The sequence below is a fragment of the Leifsonia sp. A12D58 genome, assembly GCF_047530025.1.
Taxonomy (GTDB): domain Bacteria; phylum Actinomycetota; class Actinomycetes; order Actinomycetales; family Microbacteriaceae; genus Cryobacterium.
Genome location: NZ_JBLJAT010000001.1, coordinates 606,982 through 626,636 on the forward strand (window position 1 = coordinate 606,982; position 19,655 = coordinate 626,636).

Annotated in this window: 12 protein-coding genes and 2 tRNA genes; 8 read left to right on the plus strand and 6 right to left on the minus strand. The window is 63.1% G+C overall.

The features are described from left to right. The first annotated feature begins 95 nt into the window (after positions 1-95). Complete coding sequence (locus ACMT3I_RS02930; protein WP_414802939.1) at positions 96-3,320, plus strand: ATP-dependent helicase; 3,225 nt, start codon at positions 96-98, stop codon at positions 3,318-3,320. After that, a complete protein-coding gene (locus ACMT3I_RS02935) occupies positions 3,317-6,772 on the plus strand; it encodes a UvrD-helicase domain-containing protein (protein ID WP_414802940.1) in 3,456 nt (1,151 codons plus the stop codon). The genes ACMT3I_RS02930 and ACMT3I_RS02935 overlap by 4 nt, the downstream gene beginning before the upstream one ends. On the opposite strand, the gene ACMT3I_RS02940 is transcribed toward ACMT3I_RS02935, so the two are convergent. Next, positions 6,655-7,896, minus strand: a complete 1,242-nt coding sequence (locus ACMT3I_RS02940; protein ID WP_414802941.1) for a phosphotransferase — start codon at positions 7,894-7,896, stop codon at positions 6,655-6,657. The two genes, ACMT3I_RS02935 and ACMT3I_RS02940, sit on opposite strands and share 118 nt — an antisense overlap. 116 nt (positions 7,897-8,012) lie before the next feature. Between ACMT3I_RS02940 and nudC the strand changes: the two genes are divergently transcribed. Beyond that, on the plus strand, positions 8,013-8,999 hold the full coding sequence (nudC, locus tag ACMT3I_RS02945; protein ID WP_414802942.1) for an NAD(+) diphosphatase: 987 nt from the start codon (positions 8,013-8,015) through the stop codon (positions 8,997-8,999). Further along, positions 8,999-10,714: an ATP-dependent helicase gene (locus tag ACMT3I_RS02950; protein WP_414803522.1), complete on the plus strand. Its 1,716-nt coding sequence runs from the start codon at positions 8,999-9,001 to the stop codon at positions 10,712-10,714. The genes nudC and ACMT3I_RS02950 overlap by 1 nt, the downstream gene beginning before the upstream one ends. On the opposite strand, the gene ACMT3I_RS02955 is transcribed toward ACMT3I_RS02950, so the two are convergent. Both ACMT3I_RS02955 and ACMT3I_RS02960 read right to left on the minus strand, forming a co-directional pair. Further along, positions 10,605-11,465, minus strand: a complete 861-nt coding sequence (locus tag ACMT3I_RS02955) for a hypothetical protein (protein ID WP_414802943.1) — start codon at positions 11,463-11,465, stop codon at positions 10,605-10,607. The genes ACMT3I_RS02950 and ACMT3I_RS02955 overlap by 110 nt on opposite strands. A 78-nt stretch (positions 11,466-11,543) precedes the next feature. Continuing rightward, positions 11,544-12,848, minus strand: coding sequence for a zinc-dependent metalloprotease (locus tag ACMT3I_RS02960; protein WP_414803523.1), 1,305 nt, complete (start codon positions 12,846-12,848; stop codon positions 11,544-11,546). A gap of 189 nt (positions 12,849-13,037) precedes the next feature. On the opposite strand from ACMT3I_RS02960, the gene ACMT3I_RS02965 reads away from it, so the two are divergent. From ACMT3I_RS02965 to ACMT3I_RS02975, 3 genes are all read left to right on the plus strand, one after another. Further along, on the plus strand, positions 13,038-14,144 hold the full coding sequence (locus ACMT3I_RS02965) for a PDZ domain-containing protein (RefSeq protein ID WP_414802944.1): 1,107 nt from the start codon (positions 13,038-13,040) through the stop codon (positions 14,142-14,144). Between the two features lie 124 nt (positions 14,145-14,268). Continuing rightward, positions 14,269-17,172: a UPF0182 family protein gene (locus ACMT3I_RS02970; protein ID WP_414802945.1), complete on the plus strand. Its 2,904-nt coding sequence runs from the start codon at positions 14,269-14,271 to the stop codon at positions 17,170-17,172. Between the two features lie 149 nt (positions 17,173-17,321). Then, positions 17,322-17,395: transfer RNA gene (locus tag ACMT3I_RS02975), tRNA-Met, on the plus strand. A gap of 85 nt (positions 17,396-17,480) precedes the next feature. Here the strand turns inward: ACMT3I_RS02975 and ACMT3I_RS02980 are convergent. Both ACMT3I_RS02980 and ACMT3I_RS02985 read right to left on the minus strand, forming a co-directional pair. After that, complete coding sequence (locus ACMT3I_RS02980; RefSeq protein ID WP_414802946.1) at positions 17,481-18,479, minus strand: intradiol ring-cleavage dioxygenase; 999 nt, start codon at positions 18,477-18,479, stop codon at positions 17,481-17,483. Between the two features lie 190 nt (positions 18,480-18,669). Beyond that, positions 18,670-18,936 (minus strand): hypothetical protein, encoded by a 267-nt coding sequence (locus ACMT3I_RS02985; RefSeq protein WP_414802947.1) that lies wholly within the window; start codon positions 18,934-18,936, stop codon positions 18,670-18,672. A 139-nt stretch (positions 18,937-19,075) separates the two neighbouring features. Between ACMT3I_RS02985 and ACMT3I_RS02990 the strand changes: the two genes are divergently transcribed. Beyond that, positions 19,076-19,149, plus strand: a tRNA-Met gene (locus ACMT3I_RS02990). 105 nt (positions 19,150-19,254) lie between these two features. On the opposite strand, the gene ACMT3I_RS02995 is transcribed toward ACMT3I_RS02990, so the two are convergent. Then, on the minus strand, positions 19,255-19,608 hold the full coding sequence (locus ACMT3I_RS02995) for a UBP-type zinc finger domain-containing protein (protein ID WP_414802948.1): 354 nt from the start codon (positions 19,606-19,608) through the stop codon (positions 19,255-19,257). Between the last annotated feature and the right edge of the window lie 47 nt (positions 19,609-19,655).

The following is a 19,655-nucleotide window of genomic DNA, read 5'->3' on the forward strand; positions in this document are numbered from 1 at the left end:
GATGCGCCTTTCGTTGACTACCCGCCCAGATTACGACAGATCGGCGGAGCCGTCTGACACAGTTCACTGTCGGCGCAACCCGCTAGCGTTGAATTGTGATCAACCCGGTAATCGCCACCAGCGCAGAAGCAGCACCAGCGACCCCCCTTGATCCTTCGCAGAGCGCGATTCTCGGCTTGGCCGACGGCGAGTCTGCTGCGGTGATCGGCGCCGCCGGAACAGGCAAGACGCTCACCATGCTCGAGATCATCGCCGATCGCGTACTCAACCGCGGATATTCCCCGAGCGACATACTCGCCCTTGTGCCGACCCGCACCGGAGCAACCAGCCTGCGCGACACCATCGCCTTGCGGCTGGGCGTGCCCACCAATGGGCCGCTTGCGCGCACGCCCAACTCGGTCGCATTCCAGATCGTGCGCAACGCTGCAACAGCGGCAGGCGACGGCGCCCCGACGCTGCTGACCGGTGGCGAGCAAGACCAGATCATCGCCGAACTGCTCCAAGGCGACATCGACGATGCAACGGGCCCGACCTGGCCAAGTCAGCTCGGCCCAGACGTACGCAGCCTGCGCGGCTTCCGCACCGAACTTCGCGATCTGATGATGCGCGCGGTTGAGTATGGGGTGACGCCTCCGGCCCTAGCCGCACTCGGCCGAACGCACAAACGCCAGGAATGGGTCGCTGCCGCCGAATTCATCGCGGGCTATGAAGAGGTAAAAGATCTCGCCAGGCCCAATCAATACGATTCGACTGAGCTGGCCCAGTACGCGGCAGCCCTGGTGCAGGCTGCTCCACGGACAGGGTCAGCAGACGCCCTCGGACCCCTCGCCGGCGTCAGGCTGATCCTCCTCGACGATGCCCAGGAGGCCACCCAGGCCACACTCACCCTGCTCGCACAGTTCGCGGCCAGGGGAGTGGCGATCATCGCTCTCGGTGACCCCGACCTGAGCACGGGGTCGTTCAGGGGCGCGCACCCTGATTCACTCGGGCGGCTCGGCTCCTACCTCGGTACCGGGCCGGTTCAGACATTTGTGCTCGACACCGTATACCGACATGGTGGAGCGGTGCGCTCAGCTGTCATCGAGGCGAGCAGCCGGATCGGCACCGCCGGTGCAGGCACCCAGCGCAAGGCTCAGCTTTCCGTGGTCGGCGCCGCTGGCGACGAAGACGCCGACACAAATACAGAGAGCAGCATCGTCGAGACGGTGATCGCGGCTAGTCCGGCCGAACAGCTCGCCGTTATCGCCAGGAGGCTGCGCGAACGCCACGTGATCGATCGCGTGCCGTGGGGCGAAATGGCCGTGATCGTGCGCAGTGGCTCACTGGTGCCGTCGCTGTCCAAAGGGCTCGCTGCCCTCGAAGTGCCGACAAGCGTGTCATCGGCAACAACAGCACTGCGCGACGAGTTCGCGGTGCGAGCATTCATCACCGCGCTCGACGTGACCTTCGGCAGGCGACGCCTCGACGGTCCGACGGCGGTCGAACTCCTGTCAGGCCCGCTCGCCGGCCTCGACCCGATCGCTCTCCGGCGATTGCGGGCAGCTCTTCGGCAAGAAGAATTGGATGCCGACGGCGACCGGAGTGCAGAAGACCTCCTCGTCGAAGCCCTGATGATTCCGGGGTCCCTCGCCACAATCGACACCAGGGTCGCCCGCAAAGCTGCAGCATTCGGGGCGAGCCTGCGCGAGGCAGCAGCAGACCAGGCTGCCGGTGCCACGATCGAAGAACTCCTCTGGGGGCTCTGGACCCGCAGCGGCCTGGCCGATGTCTGGTTTGAACAATCCCAGGGCACCGGCATCGTCGCAGAAGAAGCGAATCACAACCTCGATGCCGTCGTCGCACTGTTCTCCTCAGCCCAGAGATTCGTCGAACGCACCCCAGGTATGCCCCCTGTGTTGTTCCTCGAGCATCTCGTCGACACCGATGTTCCTGAAGACACCCTGGCGCCCCGTGCGCTCTCTGATGCCGTGATGGTCTCGACCCCACCCGGCACGATCGGCACCGACTTTCAGGTGGTCGTCGTCGCCGGCGTGCAAGACAACGTCTGGCCAGACCTCCGGATCAGAGGCTCCCTGCTCGGCGCAGGCGACCTCGCGGCCGTGCTGCGCGACGAGGTTGATGTTGATGCCCGCGCCCAGGTGCTGCATGACGAACTCCGCATGTTCGCTCAGGCGCTCTCGCGGTCACGACATGAGGTGCTCGTCACGGCAGTCAAAGACGAAGACAGTCAGCCGTCAGCGTTCTTCCGGATGCTGCCAGAACCCGACCCCAGCCAGGTCAGCCGCTATCCGATGTCCCTGCGGGGCATGGTTGGTCGGCTCAGACGCGACCTTACCGGTGCGCTCCGGCCGTCGATCGGTACGCAGGCGACCGTGTATCCGACGCGGGCGATGGATGCCGCAGCCACGCTGGCGAGGCTCGCTCACGAAGACGTCGTCGGTGCCGATCCGTCAGCCTGGTACGGCATGAGCGCGCAGAGCACGCTCCGACCGCTGAACGATCTGGAGGCCGGCGACGGTCCGGTTCGGGTATCCCCGTCGAAGATGAAGTCGTTCGAGACCTGCCCTCTGCACTGGCTGATCGATCAGATCGGAGGCGGCACCAGCAATACAGCGGCCAACCTCGGCACGATCATCCACTCGGTGATGGAAGAGGCGAGCCTCGCGGCAATGTCTGCACCCGACGCACCCAGCGGGGCGGTGTTCAGCTCTGAGGCGTTGTGGCAGAGCGTCGAATCACGCTGGGGCGAACTCGCCTTCGATGCACCCTGGCAGTCAGAGGTGCAGAAGAAAGAGGCGCGGAGGCTGACAGACAGGCTCGCGTCATACCTCGGTGACTTCACGCGCGACGGATCAACCCTGCTGAGTGCCGAAGGGCGATTCGCCTTCGATGTGGGTGGGGCGATCCTGTCCGGGACGGTCGACAGGGTCGAGCAGCAGGCCGATGGCACAGCGCTCATCGTCGACCTGAAGACGGGCAAGGGCGATCCGATCAACGATGCGGGTGTCATCGATCATCCGCAGCTCGGTGCATACCAACTCGCGTTCCGCGACGGTCAGATCGCTGGAGTGCCAGAGGGATCAGAGCTCGCCGGGGCCAGGCTCGCCATCGTGTCGTCTGGCACAGTGAAGCAGAACTACCGCAATCCCACTCAGAAGGCGTTCACTCCTGACGAACTGGCCGCCTTCAGGCAGCGCGTCCTCGATGACGCCGTGGGGATGGGAGACGCCGTGTTCCTCGCCGAAATCGCCAACCATTGCCTCGATCCGTGGTCATTCGGATCGTGCCGCCTCCACGTCGTGAAGCAGGTCAGTTCATGAGCTCGATTTCAGCACTCACCATTGCCGAAGCACTTGAAATGCCGAGCCCCACCTCTGAGCAGCAGGCAGTGATCGAGGCCCCACTGGCCCCGACGCTTGTCGTTGCCGGAGCCGGCAGTGGCAAGACTGAAACGATGGCCAACCGGGTGCTGTGGCTGCTCGCCAACGGACATGCGCGGCCAGACCAAATTCTCGGCCTGACGTTCACGCGAAAGGCGGCCGGAGAACTCGGCGCCCGCATCAACAAGCGGATCGGCGAACTCGACGAAGCCAAGCTCCTGCCTGCTGCCAGCACGATCACCGAGTCCGAGCCCGTCTCTGACCTCTTCAACACGCCAACTGTCTCTACCTATAACTCGTTCGCCAGTCGGCTCTTCAGCGATAACGCACTGCTGCTCGGTCGCGAGCCCGAATCGGCTCTGCTCACCGAGACGTCTGCATGGCTGCTTGCCCGCCGCGTCGTCATCGACCACGGTGACGATCGACTGGTCTCCCACGGCAAGAAGCTCGATGAGGTGACGGATGCCGTGCTGCAGCTCAGCCGGATGCTCGCGGAGAACCCGCCACCAGCTCGACTGAGCGATACTGTCCCGTCGCACGACCTCGAAGCCCTCGCCGCCGGTTTCGGTTACCTCGCCGATCTGCCGTACGGTTCGGCACGCAAGAGCAAACCGTACGACTCGGTCGTTGATGCGCTCGCAGCAGTGCAACCATTGCCCGTACTTGCCGAGTTGGCCGATCACTATCAGCAAGAGAAGCGGCGCCTTGGCCTGATCGAGTTCTCGGACCAGGTCGCCCTCGCACTGCAGCTCGCGCAGAAGGTGCCGACGATCGTCGAGCGGGCCCGCGAGCAGTACAAGATCGTGCTGCTGGACGAATACCAAGACACGTCGGTGCTGCAGACCGAGCTACTGAGCACGCTGTTCGCCCACCACTCGGTGATGGCCGTTGGTGACCCTCACCAATCGATCTACGGCTGGCGTGGAGCCAGCTCGGCCAACCTCCTTGGCTTCTCCCGCGACTTCGCCGGCAAGTCCAACGCCGACGCTCCTGCAATGTCGCTGTCGTATACCTGGCGCAACCCGGTAGCAGTACTCGGAGTGGCCAACGAGTTAGTCGCCCCGCTCAGCGAATCGCTGCGAGCCAAGCCGAACGGCATCCAAGTCGATACCCTCAAGGTGCCTGCAGGTAAGGCGCAGGGGTACGTCTCCGGCGGTATGTTCGAGACGATCAGTGACGAGGCATCCGCTATCGCCCGCTGGTTCGCCGAGCGGTTGCCCGCCGACACCGACAAGACTGCGGCAATGCTGTTCCGTGCCAGGCGTGACATGGAATTCTTCGCAGAAGTCCTGCGTGAACACGGCGTCAAGGCGCACGTGCTCGGACTCGGCGGACTGCTGTCAACGCCCGAAATCTCGGACATCGTCAGCGTGCTGCGGGCCGTCCACGACCCGGCCGCCGGCTCTGAGTTGATCAGGCTGCTGACCGGTGGCCGCTGGCGGATCGGACCCCGCGATCTGCATGCGCTCTCCGATGTGGCCAGGGAGCTGGCAACACACGACTGGGCGCAGCGTGCGGTCAGCGCAGAGCTCAAGGAAAAACTGCGGGCATCGGTCGCCGGCGACGAAACAAGTTCGCTGGTCGACGCCCTCGATTTCGTCGCGACAGCGCCGGCGGGCCATCGATGGCTCGAGGGCTTCAGCGACGAGGGCCTTGCTCGACTACGGGAGGCCGGGCGGCAGCTTGCCTGGTTCCGCTCCAGGGCTGGGCTGCCACTGCTCGACTTCGTGCGCCTGATCGAACAGGAGTTGCTGCTCGACATCGAGCTGGTCGCCAACGAAACCCGCAGCCTCGGCCTGGCCAACCTCTATGCGTTCCACGATGCGATTTCAGCGTTCCTCGACAGCGACGAGCAGGGCACTCTCGGTAGTTTCCTGCGCTGGTTGAAGCGGGCCGAACGCCAGGACGACCTCGGCCCGCGCACCGAACCCGCCGAAGCCGGCACTGTGCAGTTGCTCACCATCCACGGATCGAAAGGTCTCGAATGGGATTTCGTGGCGATTCCATCGCTGGCCGAGAACTCCCTGCCAGCGAAGGCGAAGGAGGGCGCCGGTTGGCTGCGCTTCGGAGAGCTGCCGTACCCCTGCCGAGGTGACAGAGACGAATTGCCGCAGCTGCGGTGGGCAGGTCACGATACCCAGAAGGAGTTCGACGAGGAGTTCGCCACATACAAGGCCGAGATCGGTGCCAGGCACGATGCCGAAGAACGCCGACTCATCTATGTTGCGACAACACGCTCGCAGGACGAACTGTTGCTGACCGCCTCGTTCTGGGCCAACGGTAAGCTGCCGCGCAAGCCCAGCCGCTACCTGGTTGAGCTCGCAGAGGCCGGTCTGATAGCCGAACTGCAGCAGCAGAGCACACTCGACGAGAAGCCAGAGATGGCCGGCGATGGCAGCGAACTGTGGCCATTCGATCCACTCGGCAGCAGGCGTCCCGTTGTCGAAGCTGCGGCAGCCCTAGTGTGGGCTGCCGCGGATTCAGCGGATTCAGCGGATGCCGAAGCAGCGGTGGACGTGGCGGATCAGGGCCGTGAGACATCGGGCCGTGAGACATCGGGCGATGAGCCTGCGTCGGATGCCGGCTCTCCGTGGTCAGATGATGTCACCCTGCTGCTGCGCGAGCGGGCAGCACGACAGAGCGACGTCGGGCTGACAGTGTTGCCCACCCGCATCCCCGCATCCCGCTTCAAGGACTACGTCGACAATCCATCCGCGGTCGCGGCAGCCCTCCGCCGCCCGATGCCGCAGAAGCCATACAGGGCGACGCGCCTCGGCACGCTCTTCCACAGTTGGGTTGAGCAGCGGTCAGGCGACAGCTTTGCAAGCGACCTCATCGATGCTGGAATGTTCGGTTGGGACATCGATGTTGATTCAGCCGATATCGATTCAGCCGAGGACGAGGCTGCTGACAGCATGCGGGTTTCAGGCGACCTTGCCGAAGCCGCGCGCTTCGAAGAGTTCAAGGCGACGTTCGAACGCTCGCAGTGGGCAGATCTGAAGCCAGAAGAGGTAGAGATCGAGATTCATCACGTGATGGCCGGTCAGGTCTTCATCTGCAAGCTCGATGCCGTGTACCGCACAGCAACCGGCTACCAGGTTGTCGACTGGAAGACCGGAAAAGCCCCGAAGAACGCGGCAGACCTTGAGCTCAAGCAGACCCAGCTCGCGCTCTACCGGCTCGCGTACGCGCGCTGGAAGGGTATCGATCCCGAACTCGTCGACGCCGTGTTCTACTTCGTCGCCGACGACACGATCATTGCCCCCGAACGCCTTTATTCCGAGGACGACCTTCGTGAAGCCTGGTCGTCTGTGCGCGCTGCGGTGTCTGCACCAGCACCAGCACCGGCACCGGCATCGCCGAGCGCATCCCTCAAATCGGCATCGGTGTAAGCGGCCGTTTCGGCCGGATCACGTGGCGCGAATTCCGAGTCAGAGAAATCAGACGGGATGAAACGTGAGTCGTCGACATCCGAGACCTCATACGAATCGGTGTGCATCGAACCTTTCGGCTCGTGAGTCACTGCAGTGCGCGGGGTCTGAGCGAGTATCGCCTCGATGTCTGACACCTCGAGTGCCGGACCCGTGGTCGGATTCAGCGGATGCGTGGTGTGGCTGTGCACGGTGTCGACCAGACCGTCGAGCATATCGATGGCGTCATCGATGATTGTCTGGTCCTTGGTGTCTGTTCCATGCAACAACCAGCGGGCGAGTTCGAGTTCGGCGTACAGCATCGCGCGCTGCGCAATGCGGTGGTCGCTGCCCTGCCTGGCCTGGTTGTATGCGGCCAGTGCGGTTTCGGATGCCTCGCCGCGTGCGGCCAACAACCACGTCAGGTCCTGGGCGGGGTCGCCGACGGCGAGCTCAGACCAACCGAGTACACCGGAGACGGCGTCATCGGAGATGAGCAGTGAATCGGCCGTCAGTGAGCCGTGAATGACGGTGGGCTGGAACTGCCAGAGAGCGTCGTCATCGGTGGCCAGTTCCCAGCGACGCAGAAGCGCCGCGGGCAGGTGTCCGGTCGCTGCGGCCCGATCGATCAAGTCGATGGTCGACGTGCGGCAGTCCTGGGCGCTGTGTTGAGCGATGCCGGCCTCGGCGACGAATGAGGTGGGAAGAGAATGGATGGCGGCGATGGCACGACCGATCGAGCCCGACACCCCGACGTGGCCTGTCAGGGCATCCGCGTCGAAGGAATCGCCGGTGAGAAGCTCGTAGACGACGGCGCGCGTGTTGCCGGCCGGAGCCTGGCCCACGAATTCGGGCACGTCGAACGGCAGCCTGCTGCGGTTGCCGACGGTGAGCGCGCGCAGCGCCACGAGGTCGGCTGACTGCTCGGTCTCTGCAGACTGTGACACCGGAACGCGAATGATCAATTGCTTGCCGTCGCTGCCGATGATCAACGCTGAGTCGAACAAACCGTGTGCGCCCTGGCTGTGCTTGCGGGCCTGGACGACGTCGAGTCCGGGCACTGCGGATGTGGCCAACGCGGCTAGAGTGAGATGGGATCTGGCCATGATTACTAGGTTAGGTCGACTTGGCCGTGTCACGGTTGTTCGCCACGCCCCGGCTGAACTTCGGCGGCCATAATCGTCACCAGCAATGCGCGTCATCAGTGCAAGAAGAGGTTTTCATGTCGTTCGGTCTTACGGCGAGACTCCCGCTGTCACGTCACGCCGTTGATCGGAATCATGTCAGGCGCGCGCAGCCCGGACTGCTCGAGGCGCTGTGGGCGGATGCCGCCACTCGCGTTCTGGTGCTGTCTCGCGGCCGAGCACTGCTGCAGACCGCACCGACGGATGACCCTGCGGCTGCCCCGAAACTGGCATTGCTTGCACCGGCTGCACTCGGCGACGTCGAGGTTGATCCCGGAACCCTGCTTTACCTCGGTCTCTCCCTCGACGAATCAGCTACCGAGCCGGCCGGCACATCCCTCGTCTCGGTCGTCCTCTCCGACGACGCAGCTCATACGCTTGAACCCGACGAATCACGCTGGGTGATCCTGCGCGACATCGCAACCACCGCATCAGACCGTGATGCGGGCGTTTTCGCCGAGGCACTCGCCGTGGCCAACTGGCATCGCTCCCACACGCACTGTCCGCGCTGTGGTGCAGCCACCGTCGTTGAAGATGCCGGCTGGACCAGGCGCTGCCCGGTCGACGGCGGCCAGGTTTTTCCGCGCACCGACCCTGCAGTGATCGTGCTCATTACCGATGACGCCGACCGCATCCTGCTCGGTTCGAACGCCATGTGGGAACACAACCGGTACTCGTTGCTTGCCGGATTCGCCGAACCGGGTGAGTCGCTGGAAGCCGCGGTCATCCGAGAGATGTTCGAGGAATCAGGGCTGCGCGTGACCGACCCCGTCTATCTCGGCTCGCAACCGTGGCCATTCCCTGCGTCCCTGATGGTTGGGTTCGCGGCCAGGGTCGCCGATGGACAGGATCCGCAGGCGTTGTTGCCTGACGGCGAAGAGATCCTCGACCTGCGCTGGTTCTCCCGTGCCGAGCTGCTGAGCGAGCGCGATGTGATCATGCTGCCCGGTGCCTCCTCCATTGCGAGGGCGATGATCGAACACTGGCTGGGCGAACCGCTTGAGCCGACCGGAGCAGCTCGATGATGCAGCAGAGTACCGACTCGCTGCTTGCAGGACTCGACGAACAACAGCGCGTTGCCGCAGAAGCGTTGATCGGACCTGTCTGCATGCTCGCCGGCGCAGGGACGGGCAAGACCCGCGCCATCACTCACCGGATCGCATACGGCGTGCGCACCGGTGCATATGCTCCCAACCGCGTGATGGCCCTCACCTTCACCTCGCGCTCGGCTGCAGAACTTCGCGGCCGGCTGCGGCACCTCGGTGCCGGGGGAGTCGCTGCGCGCACGTTCCACGCTGCCGCGTTGTCGCAGCTCAACTACTTCTGGCCGCACGTCGTCGGAGGCCAGACTCCTCGGGTGCTCGATGGCAAGGCGCGGATGCTCGGGCATGTTGCCGAGCAACTGCGGCTGAAGCTCGACACAGCAACACTGCGTGACCTGGCCGCCGAGATCGAATGGCGCAAGGTGTCGGGTCTCAGCGTCGACCAGTACGTGACGGCCTCGCCCAAACGCAGCCTGCCGGGTCGGCTCACTATCGATCAGGTTGCGGCACTGCAGCTGGGTTACGAGCGACTCAAGGACGAGCGCAAGCAACTCGACTTCGAAGACGTGCTGCTTGCGATGTCGGGCATGATCGAATCTGAGCCGTCGGTCGCCATGCAGGTACGCGAGCAGTACCGCTTCTTTGTCGTAGACGAGTTCCAGGACGTTTCGCCGTTGCAGTACAACCTGTTGTCGCTCTGGCTGGGGGATCGTCGTGACCTGTGCGTCGTCGGTGACGCCAGCCAGACTATTTATTCGTTCGCAGGGGCGCGCAGCGACTACCTGCTCGATTTCCCCAAGCGCTATGAAGATGCCACCGTCGTGCGCCTCGAGCAGAACTACCGCTCGACGTCGGCGATCGTGGCAACGGCCAATCAGCTGATGCGGGGTCGCCCCGGCGCCCTGTCGCTGCACGCTGCAGTCTCAGAGCCAGGCCCGGATCCGATCATCCGCGAGTTCGCCTCCGATATCGCCGAAGCGCGTGCTGTCGCGCAGAGCATCCTCGAACTGATCGAATCCGGTACCAGGCCCGAAGAGATCGCCATCTTGTTCCGGGTGAACGTGCAGTCTGCACTGCTGGAGGCGGCACTCACCGAGGTGGGCGTGAGCTACCAGATCCGTGGCTCGAAGCGTTTCTTTGACCTGCCCGAGGTCAAGCAGGCGGTGATGTCGCTGCGTGCAGCGTCGGTATCGATCATCGGCGAGCCACTGTTCAAATCGGTCAGCGATGTGTTGCGCTCGCTCGGCTGGAGCCAGACTGCCCCCGAGGCCAGGGGTGCAGTCAGGGACCGCTGGGAATCGCTGAACGCGATCATGGGACTTGTTGATCAGGCGGTGCCAGGCACGACATTCCGCCAGTTCACCGACGAGCTGATGGAGCGCCAGGCCGGTCAGCACGAACCGACGGTGGCCGCAGTCACCCTCGCAAGCATGCACTCGGCCAAGGGCCTGGAGTGGGATGCCGTGTTCCTGGTCGGACTTGCCGAAGGGCTGGTACCGATCAGCTATGCGAGCACATTCGAGCAGATCGATGAGGAACGTCGCCTGTTGTACGTCGGCGTCACTCGCGCTCGCAAACGACTCACGCTCAGCTGGGCGTCGACGGGCTCGCAACAGCGCTCGCCTCGGGAGCGGTCACGTTTTCTGTCAGAGATCGGCATCCGCAATGCTCGTGTGGCCGGTGCTCGCGGAGTGTGACACTACCGGTTGCTGAATCGATGACTGCAGCAGTGGTTCCTGGTCCGGGTCGATCGGCCGTTAGGCGGTCGATCACCCAGCCGGCGACGAGTGCTGACACCTCGATCTGCTGACCGACGTCTTCGACGATCTCGGGTCCGGCGAGCAACTGGATGGCGATGGCCGGCCAGGCAGCATCGGCGTCGATATGGCTGAGCTCCAGGCAGCCCAGACAGGGGCCCGTTCCCGGTTCGATGAGCGGGCCGACCCGGATCTCGGTGTCGCTGAAGACGACAGGCAGGTGCGGGATGTCTCGTCGCAGCCACCTGCCGTATCGCTCGGGTGGCAGGGCGTAGTAGCCGACGACCACCGCAAGATCGGCAGCATCGGCCGCGAGATCATCAGTTGACGCCACCCCGCTGCGAGAGCTGACCCCTATTCCGAGTTCGCCGAGCAACCCGCTGATGCGCTGCGCGGTCGGCGCCGTGCCGTCGACGACAACGCGCCACTGCAGGTGTTTTGCTTCAGGCTCGGCCAGCAGCGCTGGCTGCAGGATGCGCAGCAGCTCAGCGACCTGGAACGCGCTCGCGCCGCTCGCCTCGGCCACATATTCGATGATCGGCAGCGGGGCGCCGGTACGCAGCACGGCTATCAGCCGCTCGATACCGGGGGTCGTGGCATCGAACACGGCAATCGGGGCATCGATTCCGACCTGCAGCGAGTCTGGTGTACGCCAGACGACGGGAATACGAGGGTTCAGTCGTACGAGCATGCGCACGATGATGCCGCAATGCGGCACCATCGTGCGCGATCTCTCCACAGGCCAGCAGTACGGCCTGCCTTCGATTGACTACTCCTCGTGTGGGCGCTCTGTACCGTCGTCGCGCAGCAGGTCTTGCAGTGCCTGGTCAAACTCGTCGAGCACAGGCTCAGCGCCGGATGCCGTCGTGGTGAGTCTGGCGATCAGCGCCGCCGGATCATCAAGGTCCTCGGCTGTCGGAACGATGTCGGGGTGTGCCCAGAGAGCATCGCGTGCTTCGTTGCCGACGGCATCCGTCACCGCCTGCCACATGGCGGCTGCCTCCCGCAAACGACGGGGACGCAACTCGAGGCCGACGAGGGTGGCGAACGCCGACTCGGCCGGGCCACCGGCGGCGCGGCGACGACGGACCATCTCGGCGATGGCATCCGACTTGGGCAGACGAACTGTTGCTTCGGCCGTGACGACGTCAACCCAGCCCTCGATGAGGGCGAGCATCGTCTCGAGACGACCGAGTGCAGCGGTCTGTGACTCGCTCTTCGGCGGGATCAGCGTGCCGTCGACCATAGCCTGGCGGAGTTCCTGCGGATTCGACGGGTCGAAGCTCTCAGCCAGGTTCTCCAGGCGGTCGGTATCAATGCGGATGCCGCGGGCGAAATCGGTGATCGAGCTGATCAGGTGCAGACGCAGCCAGCGTGAGTGCCTGAACAATCTGGCGTGTGCGAGTTCGCGGACCGCCAGATAGATCTGAACCTGGTCAGCCGGGATGTCGAGTCCTTCGCCGAACTCGGCGACGTTCTGGGGGAGGAGTGCCGCCTGCTGGTCATCGAGCAGCGGGATACCGATATCGCCGCCTGACACGACCTCGCTCGCGAGCTGGCCGACGACCTGGCCGAGCTGCATGGCGAACAGGGTGCCGCCGAGGCTGCGCATCACCTGGCTGGCGTTGGCCAGCATGCCCTTGAGCTCTTCAGGGGCCTGCTCGGTGAGCACCGTCGTCAGCGAGTTGGAGATGCTGGTCGCAACGGGCTCTGCCAGCTGCGACCAGATCGGCAGGGTGGCAGTCACCCATTCCTTGCGGGTCATCAGTCTGGGCGGCACGGTGAGCTCGGCGACCGAGATCACGTCGTCGAGCCAGAGCGCTGCAATGTGGAATGCCTGCTCGAGCTCAGCGCGCTGTTCGGGGGTCGTCGGCACCTGTCCGGCAGCGGCATGTTCCTGCCCCTGCTTCAGCGCGATGTCCCAGTTGATCTCACCGGTGCCGCCGCCTCGAAGGGCGTTCTGCAATTGGCTCATCAGCGCTGCAACGCTTGCCGGATCGTTCGGCAGCCCGGCGGCGCCGGCAAGCTGGCCAGGATCAATCGACGAGTTGCCGGACAGGATGTCGCGCAGCATGTCCTGGAATTCGTCTTCGGGATTTTGGTCTTCGTTGGAAAGCGAGTCGTCCGCCACGTCAGGCACCTCTCAGTTACTTACTTCTACGCTAGTGCGAGAACTGCCGCCGGGACTGGGAAATGACCTAGGCTGAGAGGCTCCGGTGTCCGCCTGTCGCGAACACCGTGCGGAACACGATGAAGGATCGACATGGCACTCTTTGACGATGGACCCGTGTCACCGGTTCGCCCGCGCAGCACAGGACGCAGAGTCGGCTGGATTGTATTGGGTGTTGCACTCGCCATCGCCCTGATTCTTGCCCTGATGCCGGCTCCGTACGTGATTGAGAAGCCCGGCCCCGTCTTCAATACTCTCGGATCGACGAAGGACGCAGAGGGCGTCGAGACGCCGCTCATCTCGATTCCGGACCAGACCGTGTACCCCACAAAGGGCAGCCTCGATATGCTCACCGTGACGATGCTCGGCAACAGGGAGTCGCGACCGAGTTGGCTCAACATCCTGAGCGCCTGGATGTCTCCGAGCGAAGCAGTCATTCCGCTTGACGATGCATTCCCACCGAATGTCACGACAGAACAGCAGCAGCAGCAGAGTCAGATCGCCATGGTCGACTCGCAGCAGGATGCCATCGCGGCAGCGCTCACGAACCTCGGTTACACCTTCCCCGCGTTCGTCACCGTCGCGTCGTTGCCGACTGATTCCCCGGCCGATGGCATCCTCAAGCCAGACGACCAGATCGTCTCTGTCAACGGTACGGCCATCGCCAGCGTCGACGAGTTGCGTGCAGCCCTGGCCGCCAGCGGCGCGGGCAAGCCTGCTTCGATCGGCATCATCAGGGATGGCGCCTCCATGACGGTTGATGTCACCCCCGTCGACATCGACGGCACCGTCGTTGCCGGAATCAACGTCTCGACCACGTATGAGTTCCCATTTGAGGTGAAGATCCAGCTCGATCGCGTCGGTGGCCCGAGCGCCGGAATGATGTTTGCACTCGGCATCATCGACAAGCTCACTCCCGGACCGCTGCAGGGCGGCGAAACCGTTGCAGGTACCGGAACAATTGACGAATCGGGCACCGTGGGTCCGATCGGCGGAATCAGGCAGAAGATGTATGGCGCCGTGGATGCCGGTGCCGACTGGTTCCTGGCTCCCGCTGACAACTGTTCAGAGGTCACAGGTCATATCCCTGACGGCCTTGAAGTTTTCGCAGTGTCAACACTTGATGAATCGCTGGCTGTGCTCGACGCCATCAACACGGGCGCAGACACCAGCTCATTGCCCACGTGCCCGGTCGGCTGACACCAGGGGGCGCTGTCGCAGTCGCTTTTTTCGGCCAAGCAGTGAGAATCATCTGAATACTCTCAGCAAGCCCACTCTAGGATTAGGTTCTGACCCTGATCTAACCGAGCAAGAGGCCAAGTAAGTGACATCAGCAACAGCTGCAAGTGCACCACACCGTAGTAGAGCACCACTCGCCATCACCGTGGCGATCATCGCGGCATTGGTGGTGCTTTTCTTCGTCTTCGCGGGCCTGTATGCCGACGTTCTCTGGTTTGACCAGCTCGGTTTCCTGAGCGTTCTCACTACCCAGTGGATCGCTGGCACCTCGCTCTTCCTGATCGGGTTCGTTGCGATGGCCGTGCCGGTCTGGGTGAGCATCATGCTCGCTTACCGTTTGCGTCCCATGTACGCGAAGCTCAACTCCCAAGTTGACCGTTACCAGCAGGTGATTGAGCCGCTGCGCAGGCTGGCGATGTACGGCATCCCCGCCCTGCTCGGCTTGTTCGCCGGTGTTGCGGCATCCAGCCGCTGGGAGACCAGCCTGATGTGGCTGAACCGCACAGAGTCCGGCACCACAGATCCACAGTTCAACATGGATCTGTCGTTCTACCTGTTCGACCTGCCCTTCTACCACGCGGTACTCGGCTTCGCCTCTGCCGTCGTCATCATCTGCGCGCTGGTCGCGATTGCGACGAGTTATCTCTATGGCGCGGTTCGTGTCAGCGGCCGTGAGGTCCTCATCTCGAAGGCTGCACGTGTACAGATCGCGGTCACCGCTGCCCTGTACCTGTTCCTGCAGGCGATCAGCATCTGGCTCGACCAATACTCGACCTTGACTGACTCGAACGGTCTCATCACCGGTGCCGGCTACACGGATGTCAACGCCACGATCCCCGGGCGCGCGATTCTTGCCGGCATTGCCGCCGTCGTCGCAATCCTGTTCCTGATCACCGCCTTCATCGGACGCTGGCGCCTGCCCCTCATCGGTACGGTCCTCCTGATCATCTCCAGCCTGCTGATCGGATCGCTGTACCCGTGGGTCGTGCAGCGCTTCCAGGTCGACCCGAGCGCCAAGACACTCGAGTCTGAATACATCCAACGCAATATCGACCTCACCCGTGATGCATACGGTGTCGCCGGTGTCGAAGAGATTGAGTACAACGCCACAACTACGGCTCTGCCCGGTGCGCTGCGTGCCGATGCCGAGACCACAGCGAACATCCGCATCATCGACCCTGCGGTCGTCAGTCCAGCGTTCGCGCAGCTCGAACAGTTCAAGCAGTACTACCAGTTCCCGAGCGCCCTCAACGTCGACCGTTATGAGATCAACGGCAAATCGCAGGATGCCGTCGTCGCCGTGCGAGACCTTAACCTCGATGGCCTCGGCTCTGGTGCGACCTGGGTCAACTCGACGGTCGTCTACACGCACGGTTACGGTCTGGTCGCTGCATACGGCAACCAGCGTTCAGCCGATGGCCAGCCGGTGTTCTTTGAGTCGGGCATTCCGACTCAGGGTTCCCTCGGTGAGTACCAGCCGCGTGTGTACTTCGGTGAGACGTCGGCGCCGTACTCGATCGTCGGTGCACCTGAGGGGTCGAAGCCTGTTGAGCTCGACTACCCGTCAGGCACCGACGGAGCACAGCAGACGTACACGACGTTCGACGGTGACGGCGGGCCCAAGCTCGACAACTCGTTCAAGAAGCTCGTGTACGCGCTGAAATTCCAGTCAGAGCAGATCTTCCTCTCTGACTCGGTTAACAGCGAGTCTCAGATCCTGTACGACCGCACGCCGATCGAACGTGTGCAGAAGGTCGCGCCGTACCTCACCCTGGACTCCCAGACATACCCGACTGTCGTTGACGGTCGACTGAAGTGGATCGTCGACGGGTACACCACGTCGACGAACTACCCGTACTCGACGCCGGTGAGCCTGTCGGCATCCATCACCGACACAGAGACACCGCCGAAGCCGTACGCGATCGATGACATCAACTACATCCGTAACTCGGTGAAGGCGACTGTCGACGCATACGACGGATCGGTGACGCTTTATGCATGGGACACGACTGACCCGCTGCTGAAGACGTGGCAGAAGATCTTCCCGTCGACGCTCAAGCCGATGAGCGACATGAGCGGTGGGCTGATGAGCCACGTCCGCTACCCGGCAGACATGTTCAAGGTTCAACGTGCAATTCTCGGCAAGTACCACGTGACCGATGCCGGTTCGTTCTATTCGCAGGACGACGCCTGGATCACTCCGGATGACCCGGTATCGTCAGCGACCGACCCGACCCTGCAGCCGCCGTACTACCTGACGATGCAGATGCCGGGCCAGGATGCTCCGGCGTTCTCGCTCTACACCACGTACATCCCGAATGCGTCTGGAACCTCCAGCCGAAACGTTCTGACCGGTTATCTGGCAGTGGATGCGGATGCAGGCTCGACAGACGGGACCAGGGCGGATGGCTATGGAAAGCTCAGGCTGCTCACCTTGCCGAAGGACGACACAGTGCCAGGCCCAGGCCAGGTTCAGGCCAAGTTCAACGCAGACCCGACGGTCTCGCAGCAGCTCAACCTGCTGAAGCAGGGCCAGTCCAAGGTCATCAACGGAAACCTGTTGACGCTGCCTGTCGGTGGTGGACTGCTCTACGTGCAGCCGGTCTACGTGCAGTCGACGGGTAACACCGGATATCCGCTGCTGCAGAAGGTGCTCGTTGCCTTCGGCGACCAGATCGCGTTCGAAGACACCCTCGATAAGGCACTCGATGTGCTCTTCGGTGGAGATTCAGGTGCGAACGCCGGTGACACGTCTGTGCCACCGAGCACTGGGGCACCGAGCACCGAGACACCGAGCACCGGCACGCCGGGCACCCAGACAGGCGATCCCGCCGTCGACGCCCAGCTCAAGTCACTGCTCGATGTCGCAAAGCAGGCTATGAGTGACAAGCAGGCTGCACTGGCAGCCGGTGACTTCGCCGCTTATGGTGCCGCAGACACAAAGCTGTCTGAGACGATCCAGAGCATGCTGAACCTGCTCGGACAGTAGTCATCCTGTAGCAGCTGACGCTGTCTGGCTGAAGCCCGGCGAATCAGGGGGGAGACCCCCTGACTCGCCGGGCTTCTCTGGTTTACTTCGGCTGAAGGGGCCGGATTGGTTCGCGGCGTTCTCATGCTGTGGTAAATTAGTACTTGTAACGCGGGGTGGAGCAGTTCGGTAGCTCGCTGGGCTCATAACCCAGAGGTCGCAGGTTCAAATCCTGTCCCCGCAACGTTGTGTTCAACACGAAAGGCCCGGAATCCTTGTGATTCCGGGCCTTTTTGCATACCCGGGCACGGTCGCCGAGCAGCGAATCGCTAGGGCGAGGGCGTGCCGGTTGGAGGTGCGCCGGTTGGGGGCGTTCCGCCGGGGCCACTTCCGCCATCTGGTGGTGTTCCACCACCACCGTTCGGTGGGGTGCCGCCGCCGTCGGGGGCAGCCCCCGCAGTCGGCACGGTCGTCGTGTCGACCCGCACTGTCAGCGCAACGGTGAAGCCGGAGTTGACATCTCCGGTCAAGGTCGCGATCTGCGAGGCGCCGCCATCGTCGCCGAACACGTTGTCGTTGTCGAGGGATACCTGGGCCAGGTTGGCGGAAGATCCCGCGTATCCGTCAAGCGCATAAACGGACTTGCTGACAGCCTCGGGGAGCGCCACCTGCGATGTTGCAATGGCGTTCGTGGCATCCGTTATCGAGTCAACGTTCGGGTAGACCTCGAAGTGAATATGTGGCCAGCGGCCGGTATAGCACGCCGGGAAGATCGAGGTGTAGCTAACCTTGCCGTTGCTGTCGGCGACCTGCACGCCGCGCAGGTATGTCTCATTCTCGATTCCCTCTGAGTACATCGAGTATCCGCCGGCGGCATTGCAGTGCCATACGTATACCGCGACGTCCGTGAACGGGATGTTGTTGTTCGCCATGTCGAGGATGGTGAGGGTGAGGGCCATGGGAACGCCCGCGGCCGTCAACCCGCCATCAAGGCTGGAGCGGATGTCGCTGCGCACGATGCCAGACTGATCGAGCACGTCGGCGCCGTTCGACCCGTCGCCCGGGTATGGGCCAGCCGTCTCGTCTGGAATCTCACCGGTTGACGTTGCCGATGTCGAGGCGGTTGAGGAGTTTCCGGTGGAGCAGGCGGCTAGGGCCACGGCTCCGGCGCCGATGCCGATGAGGCTGAGGACGTTTCTCCGAGTGAGAAGCGTGCGAATGTCGAATGCGACGCCCTGGTCAACGACCTCTTCGTCTGCCCGATCGAGCAGGCGGCCTTCGTAGGCGGGACCATCGGGAGTGGACTCTGGTTCAGGGATGCGGCTCATTGAGACCTTTCGCAATTGGGGATGTGGTGTCAGTTCGCTACGTTCCTCTGGTTGCGCACGGAACCGTTTGGAGAGGCCTATGCATTGGCCAAGAATTGTGGCGCTGTGGGCTGAGGACATTCCGCCTCGTGGCCCAACCGCCCTGCGCGCGTTCCCGCAGCGTGACCGAGTAGGTTCGGCTGAATCCCGGTCACGGTTGCTCGAGTGCGAGCTCTAGCTCCGTGATTTCGAGTGCGAGTTCTTCCCCGCGACGGTACATCCGCAACGGTGTCGAGATGACATGTCGTGCGGCGGTATCCGAACAGTGCAGAAGGTGCTGCACATTGGCTGCTGCTTCATCGTCGCTTGGTGAGTCGACGACGATCTGAGCAACTTCTTTGATCCGATTCCTGGCGTCGAGAAGCGTGCGCAGGTGACTCAGTTGTTGCAGGTAGCGTTGACGGTCTTCTGCATCCATGAGTGCCAGCGTAGTTGCGGCGATAGCGCAAAACCGGTGTGCCGGGGGTGATAAAGCGCTCCGCGAAGAGAATGCCACGGCCAGAAAGTGGCCAAGTGGTGATCGGGGATCAAAACGTCAGGTAGTATTGAAGAAGTGGCGCGGGGTGGAGCAGTTCGGTAGCTCGCTGGGCTCATAACCCAGAGGTCGCAGGTTCAAATCCTGTCCCCGCAACAAAAGATCGTTCATGAAACGGTCACAAGAATCGCTCCTGAGATTACTCAGGAGCGATTTTTGATTTCCGGACGTCGGCTGCGGATATACATCCGGTTGCGCTCGTCAGGCGCGTTCGACGAGAATCTCCCGCCAGTTGGCCGGAACCCGATCGGCCGGCCCTGGTATCGCCTGCGAGGCGGGGTGGCTGCGCGGTGGTGCCAGTGCAGGGCCTTCTGCGAAGTCGTCGATCGTGTAGTCCCAGAACCAGTCCTCACCAGGCTCAAATGTCTGGATGATTCGATGGCCGGTCTCGACAAAATGCGCCGTGGCATGCCGGTTGAGTGAGTCATCGCAACAGCCGACGTGGCCGCAGGCTGCGCAGCGGCGAAGATGAACCCACCAGCCGCCGTCTCGGTCACATCCAACGCAGCCATCGCCGACCGGCGGGACCAATACATTGATGAAGTCGGTGGTCACTTCTACTCCTCGTTGATACTCGCTGCTTCAGGGGAATGCCTCTGAAC

Coding starts and splice junctions, on each gene's coding strand:
- ACMT3I_RS02935 (WP_414802940.1), top strand. CDS start 3,317: ATGAGCTCGATTTCAGCACTCACCATTGCCGAAGCACTTGAAATGCCG.
- ACMT3I_RS02940 (WP_414802941.1), bottom strand. CDS start 7,896: ATGGCCAGATCCCATCTCACTCTAGCCGCGTTGGCCACATCCGCAGTG.
- nudC (WP_414802942.1), top strand. CDS start 8,013: ATGTCGTTCGGTCTTACGGCGAGACTCCCGCTGTCACGTCACGCCGTT.
- ACMT3I_RS02950 (WP_414803522.1), top strand. CDS start 8,999: ATGCAGCAGAGTACCGACTCGCTGCTTGCAGGACTCGACGAACAACAG.
- ACMT3I_RS02955 (WP_414802943.1), bottom strand. CDS start 11,465: ATGCTCGTACGACTGAACCCTCGTATTCCCGTCGTCTGGCGTACACCA.
- ACMT3I_RS02960 (WP_414803523.1), bottom strand. CDS start 12,848: ATGCTGCGCGACATCCTGTCCGGCAACTCGTCGATTGATCCTGGCCAG.
- ACMT3I_RS02965 (WP_414802944.1), top strand. CDS start 13,038: ATGGCACTCTTTGACGATGGACCCGTGTCACCGGTTCGCCCGCGCAGC.
- ACMT3I_RS02980 (WP_414802946.1), bottom strand. CDS start 18,479: ATGAGCCGCATCCCTGAACCAGAGTCCACTCCCGATGGTCCCGCCTAC.
- ACMT3I_RS02985 (WP_414802947.1), bottom strand. CDS start 18,936: ATGGATGCAGAAGACCGTCAACGCTACCTGCAACAACTGAGTCACCTG.